12 protein-coding genes and 2 pseudogenes are annotated in these 15,323 nt (G+C 63.9%); 9 read left to right on the forward strand and 5 right to left on the reverse strand.

Features of this window, described 5'->3' with window-relative positions:
* Position 1: 1 nt before the first annotated feature.
* From tssF to CCR95_RS08830, 4 genes are all read left to right on the forward strand, one after another.
* A complete protein-coding gene (gene tssF / locus CCR95_RS08815; protein WP_201093637.1) occupies positions 2-1,876 on the forward strand; it encodes a type VI secretion system baseplate subunit TssF in 1,875 nt (624 codons plus the stop codon).
* Positions 1,877-1,915: 39 nt separating this feature from the next.
* The gene (tssG, locus tag CCR95_RS08820) at positions 1,916-2,944 is read left to right on the forward strand and encodes a type VI secretion system baseplate subunit TssG (RefSeq protein WP_201093638.1); all 1,029 of its coding nucleotides are present in this window, start codon (positions 1,916-1,918) and stop codon (positions 2,942-2,944) included.
* 196 nt (positions 2,945-3,140) lie between these two features.
* Positions 3,141-5,891, forward strand: a complete 2,751-nt coding sequence (tssH, locus tag CCR95_RS08825; RefSeq protein WP_201093640.1) for a type VI secretion system ATPase TssH — start codon at positions 3,141-3,143, stop codon at positions 5,889-5,891.
* A gap of 51 nt (positions 5,892-5,942) precedes the next feature.
* Positions 5,943-6,407 carry a peptidoglycan-binding domain-containing protein gene (locus CCR95_RS08830; protein ID WP_201093642.1) on the forward strand — a complete coding sequence of 155 codons (465 nt, stop codon included), beginning with the start codon at positions 5,943-5,945 and terminating at the stop codon, positions 6,405-6,407.
* On the opposite strand, the gene CCR95_RS08835 is transcribed toward CCR95_RS08830, so the two are convergent.
* Together CCR95_RS08835 and CCR95_RS08840 are read right to left on the reverse strand one after the other, a co-directional pair.
* Positions 6,381-8,522, reverse strand: a complete 2,142-nt coding sequence (locus CCR95_RS08835; RefSeq protein ID WP_201093644.1) for a sensor histidine kinase — start codon at positions 8,520-8,522, stop codon at positions 6,381-6,383. The genes CCR95_RS08830 and CCR95_RS08835 overlap by 27 nt on opposite strands.
* Complete coding sequence (locus CCR95_RS08840; protein ID WP_201093646.1) at positions 8,519-9,223, reverse strand: response regulator transcription factor; 705 nt, start codon at positions 9,221-9,223, stop codon at positions 8,519-8,521. The genes CCR95_RS08835 and CCR95_RS08840 overlap by 4 nt, the downstream gene beginning before the upstream one ends.
* 392 nt (positions 9,224-9,615) lie before the next feature.
* On the opposite strand from CCR95_RS08840, the gene CCR95_RS08845 reads away from it, so the two are divergent.
* From CCR95_RS08845 to CCR95_RS08855, 3 genes are read left to right on the forward strand one after another with little or no spacing between them, the layout of a single operon-like run.
* A complete protein-coding gene (locus CCR95_RS08845; RefSeq protein WP_201093647.1) occupies positions 9,616-10,152 on the forward strand; it encodes a PspA/IM30 family protein in 537 nt (178 codons plus the stop codon).
* Positions 10,149-10,703, forward strand: a complete 555-nt coding sequence (locus CCR95_RS08850; protein WP_201093648.1) for a hypothetical protein — start codon at positions 10,149-10,151, stop codon at positions 10,701-10,703. Before CCR95_RS08845 ends, CCR95_RS08850 begins: the two co-directional genes overlap by 4 nt.
* A gap of 16 nt (positions 10,704-10,719) precedes the next feature.
* Positions 10,720-11,943, forward strand: coding sequence for a vWA domain-containing protein (locus CCR95_RS08855; RefSeq protein ID WP_201093649.1), 1,224 nt, complete (start codon positions 10,720-10,722; stop codon positions 11,941-11,943).
* Positions 11,944-11,956: 13 nt separating this feature from the next.
* Here the strand turns inward: CCR95_RS08855 and CCR95_RS08860 are convergent, their stop codons facing one another.
* Together CCR95_RS08860 and CCR95_RS08865 are read right to left on the reverse strand one after the other, a co-directional pair.
* A complete protein-coding gene (locus tag CCR95_RS08860) occupies positions 11,957-12,346 on the reverse strand; it encodes a hypothetical protein (RefSeq protein ID WP_201093650.1) in 390 nt (129 codons plus the stop codon).
* A 101-nt stretch (positions 12,347-12,447) separates the two neighbouring features.
* Positions 12,448-12,933, reverse strand: a complete 486-nt coding sequence (locus tag CCR95_RS08865) for an Lrp/AsnC family transcriptional regulator (RefSeq protein WP_201093651.1) — start codon at positions 12,931-12,933, stop codon at positions 12,448-12,450.
* Positions 12,934-13,067: 134 nt separating this feature from the next.
* On the opposite strand from CCR95_RS08865, the pseudogene CCR95_RS08870 reads away from it, so the two are divergent.
* A pseudogene (locus CCR95_RS08870) lies at positions 13,068-13,472 on the forward strand (2-isopropylmalate synthase); the annotation flags it as partial.
* Between the two features lie 2 nt (positions 13,473-13,474).
* Here CCR95_RS08870 and CCR95_RS08875 read toward each other — a convergent pair.
* Positions 13,475-13,924: a hypothetical protein gene (locus CCR95_RS08875; RefSeq protein ID WP_201093652.1), complete on the reverse strand. Its 450-nt coding sequence runs from the start codon at positions 13,922-13,924 to the stop codon at positions 13,475-13,477.
* 188 nt (positions 13,925-14,112) lie between these two features.
* Here CCR95_RS08875 and istA point away from each other — a divergent pair.
* Positions 14,113-15,295 (forward strand): annotated as a pseudogene (istA, locus tag CCR95_RS08880) (IS21 family transposase); the annotation flags it as partial.
* Between the last annotated feature and the right edge of the window lie 28 nt (positions 15,296-15,323).

Consider the following 15,323-nt stretch of genomic DNA (forward strand, 5'->3'; position numbering starts at 1 on the left):
CATGGATCCCGATTTTCTCCGCTACTACAACCGCGAACTCCAGTTCATCCGCGAGATGGGCGCCGAATTCGCCCGCGACTATCCCAAGATCGCCGGGCGTCTCGGCCTGGAAGGCTTCGAGTGCGCCGACCCCTATGTCGAGCGCCTGCTGGAGGGCTTCGCCTTTCTCACCGCGCGGGTCCAGCTCAAGCTTGACGCGGAGTTTCCCAACTTCACCCAGCATCTGCTGGAGATGGTCTATCCGCACTATCTGGCCCCGGTCCCCTCGATGGCGGTGGTGCAATTCCAGCCCGATCCGGCCAAGGGGGATCTCGCCAGCGGCTTCACGATTCCGCGCGGCAGTAGCCTGCGCAGCATCCTCGGCAAGGGCGAACGCACGGCCTGCGAGTACCACACCGCCGCGGATGTCACGCTCTGGCCGATCGAGCTGATCGAGGCCAGACCGCTGGCCGTCACCTCCGCCCTGGCCGTCGGAGCGGAGGGCGTCAAGGGAATCAAGGCCGGCGTGCGTTTCCGCTTGCGGGTCGCGCCCGGATTGACTTTCGACCAGCTTCCCCTCGACCGCCTCCGTTTCTTTCTGCGCGGCGGCGGCGCACTGCGCATGCGTCTCTACGAACAATTGCTTGGCCACGCGCTTGCCGTGGTGGTCAGGCCGGCCACGCAACCGACACCCTGGCAGATCCGGCTGGACCCCGGCCATCTGCGGCCAGTCGGTTTCGACGATGCCGAGGCGCTGCTCCCGCACGGACCGCGATCCTTTCAGGGCTACCGGCTGCTCCAGGAATATTTCGCCTTCCCCGACCGGTATCTTTTCGTCGAGTTCACCGGATTGCAGGACGCCGTGCGCCGTTGCGCCGGGACTGAATTGGATCTCATCGTCCTGCTCGACCAGGGCGGCATCCTTGATGAGGATGCCTTCGACGCTTCCTATTTTTCGCTCTACTGCTGCCCCGCGATCAATCTTTTTCCCAAGCGCGCCGATCGGATCCATCTGAGCGACCAGACCGACGAGCATCATGTGATCCCGGACCGCACCCGACCGCTGGACTTCGAGATCTTCGGCATCCAGGAGGTGGTCGGCATCGGTGCCCATGCCGATCCCGAGCAGGAGTTTCTGCCGTTCTATGCCTCGCGCGACCTGATCGGCGCACGAGAGCGCCCCGCCTACTACACGGTCCATCGCCTGCCGCGCCTGCCATCCGCCCAGCAGCGACTGCGCGGCCCGCGCTCCAGTTATCTCGGCGGCGAGGTCTTTCTCGCCCTCGTGGACGCGGACGACGCCCCCTATCGCCACCATCTGCGACAACTGGCGGTCGGCGCACTCTGTACCAATCGTGACCTGCCGCTCCAGCTTCCGCTCGGCAAGGGCAACACCGACTTCAGCCTGGAGATCAGCGCCCCGGTCCAGTCCATCCGCTGCATTGCCGGTCCGACCAGGCCCCGCCCCTCGTTCCCGAAGGGCGACAGCGCCTGGCGCCTGATCAGCCACCTCTCGCTCAACTATCTGTCGCTGAGCAATCAGGATGCCGAGCAGGGCGCGAGCGCCCTGCGCGAACTCCTGGCGCTCTATGGCGATCTGAACGACGCCGCCACCCATCGGCAAGTCGAGGGCGTGCGCGCGGTGCGCACCACGCCGATCACCCGGCGTCTGCCTGGGCCGGGCCGCGTCACCTTCGCCCGCGGGCTTCAGATCACCCTGACCCTCGATCCCGCTGCCTTCGAGGGCAGCGGCGTCTTTCTGCTGGGGGCCGTGCTGGAGCAGTTTTTCGCGAAATATGTCTCGATCAATTCCTTTACCGAAACGATCGTCACGACCCCCGATCACGGAGAGGTTATGCGCTGGCCGGCGAGAATTGGACGGCGTCACACCAGTTAAACCGCCTCCGGCATGACTCTGACCAAGTGATGGTGTCCGATGACAAAGACCGCTTTCCACGATGGACGCCGTTCGGCATTGCTGCTTGCGCTGCAAGCGGCGCCTCACCGCTTCGGCTTCTTCCAGGCGCTGCGTCTGCTGGAATGCGCCGATCCCGAGCGTCCACGGCTCGGCCAGACCGCGCGTCCAACCGAGGAACCGCTGCGGCTCGGTCAGGATCCATCGCTCAGCTTCGCCCCCTCCGCGCTGGCCGGTTTCGCGCCGGGAGCGCCTGGTCGTCCGCCCCGGATGTCGGTGTTCTTTCTCGGGCTCTTCGGCCCCAATGGACCGCTGCCGCTGCACTTGAGCGAATACGCCCGCGACCGTGAGCGCAACGCCGGCGATCCGACCTTTGCGCGCTTCGCGGACATCTTCCACCACCGCATCCTGGTGCTCTTCTATCGCGCCTGGGCCAACGCGCGCCCCACGGTGAGCTTCGACCGTCCCGAGACCGACCGCTTCGGCATCTATCTGGGCGCGCTGTTCGGACAGGGCATGCCGGCGTTGCTCGCACGCGACGCCATGCCGGATCTGGCCAAGCGCCACTATGCCGGCCACCTGGCGACGCAAACCCGGCATCCGGAGGGGCTGGCCGCGATCCTGGCCGATTTCTTTCGGGTCTCCGCCCGGATCGAGGAGTTTGTCGGACACTGGCTCGATCTTCCCCGCGAATCCCAATGGCGGCTCGGCGCCTCGCCGGAAACGGGCAGTCTGGGACTGACGACCGTGGTCGGCGCGCGCGTCTGGGATCGACAGTACAAATTCCGCATCCTGCTCGGCCCGCTCGGATTGAGCGACTATCGCCGCCTGCTTCCTGGAGGCGAAAGTCTGCCGAAGCTGGTCGCCATCGTGCGTAACTATCTGGGCGACGAACTCGACTGGGATCTCAACCTCATCCTGCGCAAAGAGGAAACGCCGCCGATCCGACTCGGCGCGCAGGGACAATTAGGCTGGACGACCTGGCTGACCCATCGCGCGCCGGACAGGGATCCGGCGGATCTGAAGTTACAACCGCTGCGATTTAATTAAATTAAACCGCGCCCAGCGCGGCAGGTGAGGTATTCAGATTGGAACAACCTCGGCAGCCTCTGTGACTGTCGGAGTGGGCGCGGTTTAAGCGATTAAAAATAAACGACAACTGACAACTGACAACTGACAACTGACAACTGACAACTGACAACTGACAACTGACAACTGAAGACGATCCGACGAGGAGAACCCCAACATGCCTGACATCAGTCGCGTCGCCCTTTTCGGCAAGCTTAACCGGCTCGGTTACAAGGCCATCGAAAGCGCCACCGTCTTCTGCAAGCTGCGCGGAAATCCCTATGTGGAACTGGTGCACTGGATCCACCAGATTCTGCAACTGCCGGATTCCGACCTGCACCGTATCGTCAAGCAATTCAACCTCGAACCCGCGCGGCTTGCCCGCGACATCACCGAATCGCTCGACCGCCTCCCCGCCGGCTCGACCTCGATCTCCGACCTCTCCGCCCATGTCGAGGAAGCCGTCGAGCGCGGCTGGGTCTATGGCACCCTGATGTTCAAGGAATCCAAGGTCCGCACCGGTCATCTGATCGTCGGCATCCTCAAGACTCCGGGGCTGCGCAACGCATTGCCGGGCATCTCGAAGGAATTCGACAAGGTCAAGGTCGAGACGCTCTGCGAGCGCTTCGGCGAGATCGTCGGCGGCTCGCCTGAGGAATCCATGGGCGCCCAGGATGGTTCTCAGGTTGGCGCCGCCGCGCCCGGCGAGGCGAGCGACGCAATCGCTCCAGCCTCAATGGGCAAGCAGGAGGCGCTCCAGCGCTTCACCGTGGATCTGACCGAACAGGCGCGCACCGGCAAGCTCGATCCCATCGTCGGACGCGACGCCGAGATTCGTCAGATCGTCGACATCCTCATGCGCCGACGTCAGAACAACCCGCTGCTGACCGGCGAGGCCGGCGTGGGCAAGACCGCCGTGGTCGAAGGCTTCGCGCTCAAGATCGTGGCCGGCGATGTCCCGCCGCCGCTCAAGGATGTCACCCTGCGCACGCTCGACGTGGGACTGCTCCAGGCCGGCGCCAGCATGAAGGGCGAATTCGAGCAACGGCTGCGCTCGGTCATCGAAGAGGTGCAAGCCTCGCAGAAACCCATCATCCTCTTCATCGACGAGGCCCATACCCTGGTCGGCGCGGGTGGGGCGGCCGGCACCGGCGACGCGGCCAACCTGCTCAAGCCGGCGCTCGCGCGCGGCACCCTGCGCACGGTCGCCGCCACCACCTGGGCCGAATACAAGAAGCACATCGAGAAAGACCCGGCGCTGACCCGCCGTTTCCAGGTCGTGCAGATCGGCGAACCGAGCGAGGACAAGGCCATCCTCATGATGCGCGGCGTCGCCTCCACTATGGAACAGCACCACAAGGTCCAAGTGCTCGACGAGGCCCTGGAGGCGTCCGTGAGGCTGTCGCACCGCTACATCCCGGCGCGCCAGCTCCCCGACAAATCGATCAGCCTGCTCGACACCGCCTGCGCGCGCGTCGCCATCAGCCAGCACGCCGTCCCGCCCGAGGTCGACGATTGCCGCAAGCGCATCGCCGCGCTGGAGAACGAACTGGCCATCATCCGGCGCGAGACCGCGGTCGGCATCGAAACCGCCGAGCGCGAGTCGGCGGCGGCGGAAAAACTGGCCGGAGAGCAGGCGCGTCTGGCCGAGGTCGAGGCGCGCTGGGAGCAGGAAAAGGCGCTGGTGGAGAAGATCCTCGCCCTACGCGCTCAACTGCGCGGAACCAGCAGTACGGTCGAGGCGGCTCCCGATGCCCCCCCTGGGAGCGCGGGCGTCCCGCCCGCCAAGGACGCCGAACCAACGCCTGCCGTCGCGGCGAACGTCCCCAGCGACCCCGAGCGCGGCGCGCTCCTCGCCGAACTCAAGGATCTGCAAAGCCAACTCCACGCCATGCAGGGCGACCGCCCGCTCATCCTGCCCACCGTCGACCATCAGGCGGTCGCCGCCGTGGTCGAGGGCTGGACCGGCATCCCGGTCGGGCGCATGGTCAAGAACGAACTGGAGTCCATCCTCAAACTCGCCGACACCCTGGAGCAGCGCATCATCGGCCAGCGTCACGCGCTCGACATGATCGCCCGGCGCATCCAGACCTCGCGCGCCAAACTCGACAACCCCAACAAACCGATCGGCGTCTTCCTGCTCGCCGGCACCTCCGGCGTCGGCAAGACCGAAACCGCGCTCGCGCTCGCCGAGGTGCTTTATGGCGGCGAGCAGAACGTCATCACCATCAACATGAGCGAGTACCAGGAGGCGCACACCGTCTCCACCCTCAAGGGCGCGCCGCCCGGCTATGTCGGCTATGGCGAGGGCGGCGTACTCACCGAAGCGGTGCGCCGCCGGCCCTATTCGGTGGTGCTCTTGGACGAGGTCGAAAAGGCGCACCCCGACGTGCATGAAATCTTTTTCCAGGTCTTCGACAAAGGCTGGATGGAGGATGGCGAGGGGAGGGTGATCGATTTCAAGAATACGTTGATTCTGCTGACGACCAATGCGGGGACCGAATTGATTACCCGGCTGTGCGCGGATCCCGATCTGATGCCCGAGCCGGAGGGGATCGCCAAGGCGCTGCGCGAGCCGTTATTGAAGGTGTTTCCGCCGGCTCTGCTGGGTCGGCTAGTGACCATTCCCTATTATCCGCTCAATGACGAGATGATCGGCGCCATTGCCCGATTGCAATTGGGGCGGATTGCCCGGCGGGTGTGGGAAAATCATAAGATTCCCTTCTCCTACGACGACGAGGTCGTGAAACTCATTGCCTCGCGTTGTACGGAATTGGAGAGTGGAGGGCGGATGATCGATGCGATTCTCACGAATACCGTCCTGCCACGCATCAGCGAGGAATTCCTGACCCGGATGATGGAAGGGAAGCCGATTGAGCGGGTGCAGGTAAGTGTTCGGGATGGGGAGTTCGGGTATGGTTTCGAGTGATTCGAACAGTCTGCATTCTATTTTTTATCACTGACCCGAGGATGTTACGTCATGGCGCGAGTCTATTTAGCTCCGACAATCCAGGCGCTACCGCTTGTCTATTCAGTGGATAGTCCGGTCGGCCCAAATTGCATCAATAAACGCGACGATGTGCTCTTGGTCCAGTTTTTTCTGAAAGTCATTAGCGAGCATGATCGACTCTATCTGCCGCCAGGCCAGAGTCCGATGCAGATCGACGGTATTCAGGGGCCTCAGACCGCGGCGTTTATTCGTCAGTATCAGCTCGAAAATAGCAGAAGAAATCCGGGCGCCACGGCTGGCGGAGGACTCAAGCAGGACGGCGTCGTTCACCCTGTCCAGGCTGGCAGCATCTTTGGCTCGGTTGGCCATACGCTTTATACGATCGTGGCCATGAACCATTCCTATAGTCTAGCTCGTGGCCTCGAAATGCTGCGTGATATTACCAAGGATCCGCTGTTCCCCGGCGCGTTACGGCCATCGCTTGCGGTCGGATGATTTGGTGGAAGATCGCTGCGACGGAGGCTCGCTCGGAATGACGGCGCCGATCACCGGCAATTCGATCCGGAATTCGGAGCCGGGTTCGCGGTTGACAACCTCGACCCGGCCGCCCATGGCGAGGGTCAGCCGCTGGACCAGAGCGAGTCCGATACCGGTGCCGGCAATGGCGCGGGTCGTGGCTTCGGTGCCACGATAGAAGAGCTGGAAGATCCGCGCGCGTTGCCCGCGGGGGATACCGGGGCCGAAATCGCGCACGCTCACCCGCAACCAATCCGTTTCCGCTTCCTCGCAGCCGATCACGATTCGACGGGGTTGCGCGCCGGCGGCGAATTTGAGCGCGTTGTCCACCAGATTGATGAGGATCTGAACGAAGGCATCCGGATCCGCCTGGACGAAGACATCGCGGTCGCAGTGCATGTCCAGTTGAAAGCCGGCGCGTGCGATCGGCGAGACGATGCGTTCGCGCGCCATGGTCATGAGTTCCAGGATCGCCACCGGCCTTGGCTCAAGCACCAGTGCGTCACGCCCGATGCGCGCGAGTTGCAGCACATTGGCGATCAGGTGCGAGAGGCGTTCGCTCTCCTCCTGGATGAAGCGGTAATAGGTCGCCTTGCGCTCCTCGGTGGCGAACCCTGCACGCAGCATTTCGGCGTACATCCGAATCGAGGTCAGCGGGGTCTTGAGTTCATGACTGACGGCCGAGACGAAGTCCTGCTGCTGGCGCACCAGCGTGATCTGACTCACGCCCAGCCGATACATCAGTCCGGCGCCCGCCAGCACCACCAGCCCCAGGGCCGCGGCCATCCAGCCGATCACGGTCGCTCCGGGCGGGCTGGGCAGACGGCTGACGCTGAAGAGGAGTTCCAGTCCGCCGAAGGGTTCGCGCAAACGGGTGCGGTAGAGCAGCGCGCCGCTCAGGGGCGGCTCGCTCATCCGATAGTCGCGCGCGGTCATGGCCCGGAAGGCCGCGAGCACCTCGCCGCGATAAGCCACGATTAGGTCGCTGGTTCGGGCCAGCGCGGTGGCCGCGAAGGGACTGCCGACGAGTCGGTCCAGGAAGGCTGTCTGTTCGATCAGCGCGCCCTGGATGATGCGTTCGCCGTCGCGCCAGACGCCGCGGAACAGCAGCAGATGCCCGCTGTCCAGTCGGCCCAGTTCGTAAGGCTCGATGGCGGTTTCAAACAATTGCACGGACTTCGAAGGAGGCGCCGCATTGGTTTGAAGGCGAGCCTTGCGGTCGGGGCTCCGGGAGATGGCGGGCGCGGGCGCATCCTCCCGTTTGCGCTGACCGCGCTCCGCCAGTCCCGTATCCAGATCCAGTTCTTCGACGCGGCCAAGGGTCTTGCGTTTCTCCAGCGCCGGCCCCGGCATGACCTTGTCGGAGGCGAGTCGCTCGAACGCGGCCTGGGACAATCGATTGGAGGTTTCGGATTGGCGTCGAGCCGATACGCCGGTTGACGCGAGGCTTGCCGCCTGGGTGTCGGCGGCTTGCGCGTTGGGGGCCGCACGAGTGGACTCCTCGCGCAACTCCCCCTGTCGCTCAGTGTCCATGCTGTCCGCGCCCACGCTCACGCCCGCGCCCGCGGCGGCGATGGCGTCTTGATTCCGCTCGCGAGCATTCCGTTCGACGAGACGATTCCCGATCAGAATCCCCTCGATCCGCCGGGCCTGTGTCTGACGCAGGGCCAGCTCGGCCGGACCGATGCCGAACTCGGCGGGCGAGGCGCCCGGCTCCGGCAACAACGGCGTGCTGAAACGTCCGTCGGCGGCAACCTGGAACCAACCCAGCAGACCCGCAATGGCCGTGTTCTCCGGCAGTTCCGCCAGGGGCGAGCGACGGGGATAGGGGTTGACCGGGTCGTCCGCGCCGATCAGAAAGCGGTATTCCTCGATGTCGCGGGCGTCCTCGGTCTGCACGAGCGTGGCGAGTGCATCGTCGACCCGGCTGGCAAGCTCCTCGGCGGCGACCTGCTGCTGCCGGAAGGCTTCCCATTTGATCTGGTCGAAGGCTTTAAGGACGAGCAGCAGACTGGGAACCGACAGGGCGAGCACGAAGAGGCCGATGCCAAGTCGCAGCCGAAACAAGGCACGGCCGGTCGTCGAGCCGGTCATGTCTCCCCGGCCAGGAGTCGGTAACCAACCCCGCGTACCGTGATCAGCAGGCGCGGAGCGGCGGGATCGGACTCGATCTTACGGCGCAATTTGGCGATATGAATGTCGACGGTCCGGGTCTCCAGTCCGCAATCCCGCGCGTAACCCCAAACCTTGTTCAACAGCTCCTCGCGCGATACCGCCCGCTCGCCGTGGGTGGCCAGATAGTCGAGGATCGCCACCTCGCGGCGGGTGAAGGGGATTTCCTCGGTGCCGCGCCGCCCGGTCAGGCTTCGGCGATCCAACTCCAGGTCGCCCAGTCGAAGCTGCGCGACATCCGCGTCCGGTCCGCCACTGCGACGCAGCACCGCCCGCACCCGCAGCACCAGCTCGGTGATCGAGAAGGGCTTGGCGATATAGTCATCTGCCCCCAGCCGCAGCCCCTGGATAATGTCGGCATCGGCGGTGCGGGCCGTGAGCATGATGATCGGCTGGCAGCGATCGACCGCGCGCACCCGGTCGCAGATGGCGAAGCCGTCCAGGCCGGGGAGCATGAGATCGAGCAGGATCAGATCAAAGGTGCCCGAGAGCGCCTTGGTCAACCCGTTCGGGCCATCCTCGGCCGTTTCCACGTCATAGCCGTGGTAGATGAAGAGGTCCGTCAAGCCGACCCGGATCGGCTCTTCGTCTTCCACGATCAGAAGTCGCGATCGATGGGGCATGGCGATGAATGGCCTCGTTGGCCAGGGTGATTCACAACAACGCCGATCACTCTAAACGCGGTTGACATCGCTCGCCAGTGCATCTCGTAAATCTTCTGTAAAACATCCGGCTGTCATTTTACGCAAACCTGTCTGTGCACCCGCCCGGGGTCTCACTAAAGTGCTCTTGGACGCCAATAGCTTGCAGATCAGTCAAGTTCGTCGTTGTCGCGGTCGTTGTCGTATTCGAATCGTCGATTACGACAACGACAACGACAACGACAACGACAACGAATAGGACGGCTGTTCAGCTTACGACAGCGATAGCCATGATTGGTCGATCCGAGGCTTGATCTCCCCAAACCTCTATCGCAGGCTCCCCCAAACACTCAGGAGGTAAAACGATGGCATTCATGGCTCGTTTGACGCGGCTGTTTCGCGCCGATCTGCACGCCCTGCTTGATCGACTGGAGTCGCCGGATCTAGTGCTCGCCCAGGCGGTGCGCGAGATGGAACAGGCGCTCGCTCAGGAACAGCGGACACTGATTCGGTTGGAGCGCGACATCGATCGGCTCGCGAGTCAGGATGCCGAGCTGCAACGCCGTCTGACGCAGACTGGCGAGGCCGTCGACGACTGTCTGGTCGCTGGGCGGGATGATCTCGCCCGGCCCGTCATCCGGCGCCGCCTGGAGACCGAGCGCCAATCCGCGGCGCTCCACCGCCGCCGGCTCGCGCTGGAGACCGAGCGCGAGCAGCGCGTCAACCGCCTCGCCGAACAGACCGCAAGGCTTGCCGACTTGCGCGCCCAGGCGGCGCTCTATGAGGAGGAGGAAGAAACGGAGCTGGGAGGCGCGACCGAATCCTGGTCCCATGCCGAGCCTGGGGTGCGTGAGGCGGATGTCGAGGTCGCCCTGTTGCAGGCCAAGCGGCAGCGGGGAATGACGTCATGAGTCGGCCAAGCTTTGGAGAAGGCGTGCTGATCGCGCTGGCCGCTGCGCTGCTCGCGACGCTTTTCCATACCGGATCGAGCCTGATTCTCCCGCGCGGCGCGGCCCTGAGCCTGTTCGTCATCGGACTCGGTTTCGGCTATTTGCTTTATCTGTTGGGACGCAGCCGCGAGCGTGCCGGGCGGTTGGTCACGGTCGCCGCCTGGATGCTAGCCACGGCCCTCGTCTGGTCGCTCTTGCCCGATGTCTGGCCCCAGATGCTCGCTCAGGTCGGCCTGCTGTGGTTGGTGCGATCGCTCTATTTTCATGCGACGCCCGTGGCGGCCCTACTAGATCTGGCGCTCGCGTCCATCGGGCTGCTCGCCGCGATCTGGGTCGCCCAGCGGACCGGCAGTCTCTTCCTGGCGGTTTGGACACTGTTGCTGATCCAGGCGCTGTTTGCCGCGATTCCCGCCGATCCCGCTCGCGGTGGCCGCGAACCGGAAACCGATCCCTTCGACGCTGCCGAGCGCGCCGCCAGGCGAGCGCTGCGGCGTCTGTCACTGTCCGACTAAACCCAAGAAGATTTCCATGAGAACCCATTTGAAAACCAAGCTGATCGCGCTGAGTCTGTTCGGGCTGACGACTGCTGCGGTGTTTTATTATCCGGCCCTGAATTCGGCGGTAACCGTGGCGCCAGCGATCCCGCCCGCGCCGGACCAGATCTCGCTACCCGATGCCGCCCAGCATCCGGTGATCGAGGCCGTCTTCGTGCTGGACACCACGGGCAGCATGGGCGGCCTGATCCAGGCCGCCAAGGATAAAATCTGGTCGATCGCCTCCACCATGGCCGCCGCCCAGCCCGCGCCCGAGATTCGGATGGGGCTGGTCGCCTATCGCGATCGGGGAGACGACTATGTGACCAGGGTGGTGGGTCTCTCAAGCGATCTGGACGCCGTGCAGGCCGAATTGATGCAGTTTCAGGCCCAGGGCGGAGGCGATGGACCCGAGAGCGTGAACCAGGCGTTGGACGAGGCTCTGCACCGGATTGCCTGGAGTCAGGATGCGCGGACCTATCGGGTGATCTTTCTGGTGGGCGACGCCCCGGCCCACCTGGATTACCCGAACGACGTGCCCTATCCGCAAACCCTGGCCAAGGCGAAGGCGCGCGGCATCCGGGTCAATGCCATTCAGTGCGGCAACCTGTCCGACACGTCCACCGAATGGCGGCAAATCGCTCAGCTTGGCGATGGCGGTTTCTTCCAGGTGGATCAGGCCGGGAGCGCGGTGGCCATCGCAACGCCCTACGATGACACGCTGGCGAAGCTGGCTGCCGACCTCGATGACACGCGCCTCTATTACGGCAAGCCGGTTGAGCGCGCCGAAAAGCGCGAAAAACTCGCCGCGGCAAAGGAGAGTCAGGCCGCCGCCTCGCCCGCGGCACTGGCGCGCCGCGCCGGTTTCGTCACCTCCAAGAGCGGTGGCGCGAGTCTGCTGGGCGAAAAGGAGCTGGTCGAGGAGGTGGCGAGCGGACGAGTCGATCTGGCGACACTGCCGGCGGACGAATTGCCCGAATCCCTGGCGGATCTGGATCTTGAGACGCAGCGGGACAGGGTTTCCAAGTCCGCCGCCAAACGCGAGGAACTGCGTCACCGGATTCAGGATCTGTCGGCCCAGCGCGCGGACTATCTGAAGAAAACGCTGGAGGCCGAGGGCGGCGCGGAGGATTCGCTGGATCACAAAATCTTCAATGCCGTCCGGCAGCAGGCCGCAGGAGTTGGGCTCAGCTATGACAAGGCCGCGCCGGCCTATTGATCATCGCGTCCAGTCAATGCGCCGCGGCCTTGATGGCCTCCTCGCGGGTATAGAAGACGCCGTCGCGAATGAAACCGGAGACGATCTCGGGGCTGGCCTCGATCGCCCGGCCATCGGCGTCCCGGCGGATGACCCAGGAGGAGGGCAGACCGTCGAGGACATGAATGGGCGCGGGACTGCCGTCGCCGAACCGCGAAAGCGCGGTCTGACCGCTGGCGCGATGCAGATAGCCGGGGCGGAATCCGCCCGAGCGGTTGTGTTGGCTGATGCCGCGGGTGTGGGCGTACAGGATGTTTTCGGCGCGTAGCGACAACTGGGTGAGGGCGCCGCGCAGTCGTTTGGCACGCACCCGTTCTTGCGGATTCTGGCCCTGGATTTGTGCATGAAGTTGTTCGGTGTACATCGTATCGCTCCTGATCTTCGGTTGGCGAATGACGGGTTTACCTGGAAATCAGCAATTTTCCTGCCATCGATTCGCCGGTCAGCGTCTTGCGGGTCGGTTCGCTATGGCCTCGTCGCGCTCAATGAACTTAACGGCAGCGTTGTCCGTTCCAGTACCCGCCGCAGCACGAAACTGGAATGCACGCCCGCAACGCCCTCGATGCGCGTGATCCGGTTGAGCAGTAAATCCTGATAGGCATCCATGTCCCGCGCGACGACCTTGAGTTGATAGTCGGCGTCGCGACCGGTGATCAGCAGGCATTCCAGCACCTCGGGAATGGCCTCGACGGCGGACTCGAAACGCTCGAAGCGCTCCGGGGTGTGGCGGTCCATGGAGATGCTCAGGATGACCAGGAGATCCAGCCCGAGCTTGCGTGCATCGAGCCAGGCGCGATAGCCAAGGATGATCCCGGCCTCCTCCAGTGCGCGCACCCGGCGCAGACAGGGCGAGGGCGACAGGCCGATGCGCTCGGCGAGATCCTGGTTGCTGATGCGTCCGTCCGCCTGAAGTTCGGCGAGGATGCGCTGATCGTAACGGTCGAGTTTCATGTTCGCTCGCGTCAAAAATTAGCAGATTCTTGCGCATTACATCCTGAAGCCGGCGAGTTTCGCAATCCTCTGCGCCGTCGTATTCCCTATCCTGTGTCCATTGACGGTACATCCGCAAAATGGGGGAGAACAGAATGAACAGCTTTGACCACCGTCGCTACCGGCCCGGCCCGGCGATGCGCCTGCCGAACCGGCAGTGGCCGAATCGAACCGTCCAGCAGGCGCCCATCTGGGCCAGCGTGGACCTACGCGACGGCAATCAGGCGCTGCGCGAACCGATGAACGTGGACCAGAAGCGTCGTCTCTGGGACTTGTTGATCAAACTCGGATTCAAGGAGATCGAGGTCGGGTTTCCGGCCGCGAGTCAGCCGGATTTCGAGTTCGTGCGCGGCCTGATCGAGCAGGACCGGATTCCGGAGGACGTGACCGTGCAGGTGCTGGTGCAGGCGCGCGAGGATCTGATCCGGCGCACGTTCGAGTCCCTACGTGGTGCGCGGCGAGCCATCGTGCATGTCTACAATTCCACCTCGCCGGTGCAGTGTTAATCAACATGGAAAACTTCCCAGGGATCCGGGGAAATCAACATTGAATTTTTTCCACCCCGGAGTCGTGCAACCTGCCGGCTTTTTAGCCGGAGCAACCTGGGGTGATCAGGATGGAATTCATTGCCGATATCAGACGGCGTCATTTGGTTGACGGGGAGAGCATCAGTGCGATTGCCCGCGAGCTTCGGCGCTCTCGTCCCACGGTTCGCAAAGCGCTGACCGTACTGACGGATCCGGTCGACCAGCGACAGCATCAACCCGTGCCGAAACTGGGTGAGTACCAGGCCCAGTGAGAGCAATGGCTGGAGATCGAGTCCTGCTGACCGAGGCGTCAACGACGCACGGCCAAGCGTCTCTTTGAAGGACTCCAGGTCGAGGGGTATCAAGGTTCCGATGGCCCGATCCAGCGGTTTGTGAAGCGTTGGAAGGCGCAGCGTTCCAGCCATCCGGCCATCCGGCCATCACGCAAGCCTTCGTGCCGTTGGCGTTTCCGCCGGGGGAAACCTGTCAGTTCGACTGGAGCCATGAAGAGGTGGCGTTGGGCGGGGTCGTGCAAACCATTCAGGTGGCACACGTCCGACTCACGGACAGCCGGCAGATGTGCGTGGTGGCCGATCCCCGCGAAACCCAGGANGGCGCAGCGTTCCAGCCATCCGGCCATCACGCAAGCCTTCGTGCCGTTGGCGTTTCCGCCGGGGGAAACCTGTCAGTTCGACTGGAGCCATGAAGAAGTGGAGTTGGGCGGGGTCGTGCAAACCATTCAGGTGGCACACTTCCGACTCACGTACAGCCGGCAGATGTGCGTGGTGGCCGATCCCCGCGAAACCCAGGAAATGGTCTTCGATGCCCATGTTCGCGCCTTTGCCTTCTTCGGCGGAGCCCCACAGCGAGTGGTTTACGACAATCTGAAGACGGTGGTGGACACGATCTTTGTGGGGAAGGATCGGCAATTCAACCGCCGTTTCTTGACCCTCGCCAATCACTCTCTGTTCGAGCCCGTCGCCTGCACCCCGGAATCGGGTTGGGAGAAGGGTCAGGTGGAAAATCAGGTCGGCAACGTGCGGGAATGGTTGTTCACCCCGCGACTCAAGTTCACCGATTTCACCACGCTGAATACCTGGTTGGCGACCCGTTGCCAGGAACTGGCCGGGCGTCGACACCCGACCGAGTTGACGCGAACCATTGCCGACTGTTTTGCCGACGAGCAACCGTTGCTGCGCCCCGTCACGGCACCGTTCGACGGCTACGTCGAGAAAACCTTGCGGGTCTCCAGCACCTGCCTGATCCGGGTCGACCGCAACCGCTACAGTGTCCCCGCCATCTGGGCGGGCAAAGTGGTGTCGGTGCGCTTCACCGCCGAGACCCCGCGGGTGGTGGCGGACGCGCAGATCATCGCCGAGCATGTGCGCCACTTTGGTCGTGACCAGTTGATTTGTAACCCCTGGCACTATCTGCCGATCCTGGAGCGGAAACCCGGCGCCTTGCGTCATGGGATCCCTTTTCAGGAGTGGGACTTGCCCGCCGCCATCCGGGTCGTCCGCGACCGCCTGCTGAAAGCGCCCAAGGGGGATCGTGCGTTCGTTGCGCTGTTGCTCCTCGCACGCGAGCTGGGATTGGAGGTGCTGGAGGTCGCCTGTGAGCTGACCATCGAGGCGGGGGTGATCAGTGCCCCGGTGGTCATCAACGCCATGCGCCGATTGGCCGCGCCCACACGCCCCGCCGTGCTTGAGAGTCCTCCTACCCCGACGCTACGCCTGGAGCCGCTGGCTGATTGCAGCCGTTACGACAGCCTGCGGGAAGTGCGTCATGGCCATTGATCGCCTCAGCCAACTCAACGCCCTCCAC

Origin of the sequence: Thiocystis minor (genome assembly GCF_016653465.1) — a bacterium.
GTDB lineage: Bacteria > Pseudomonadota > Gammaproteobacteria > Chromatiales > Chromatiaceae > Chromatium > Chromatium minus.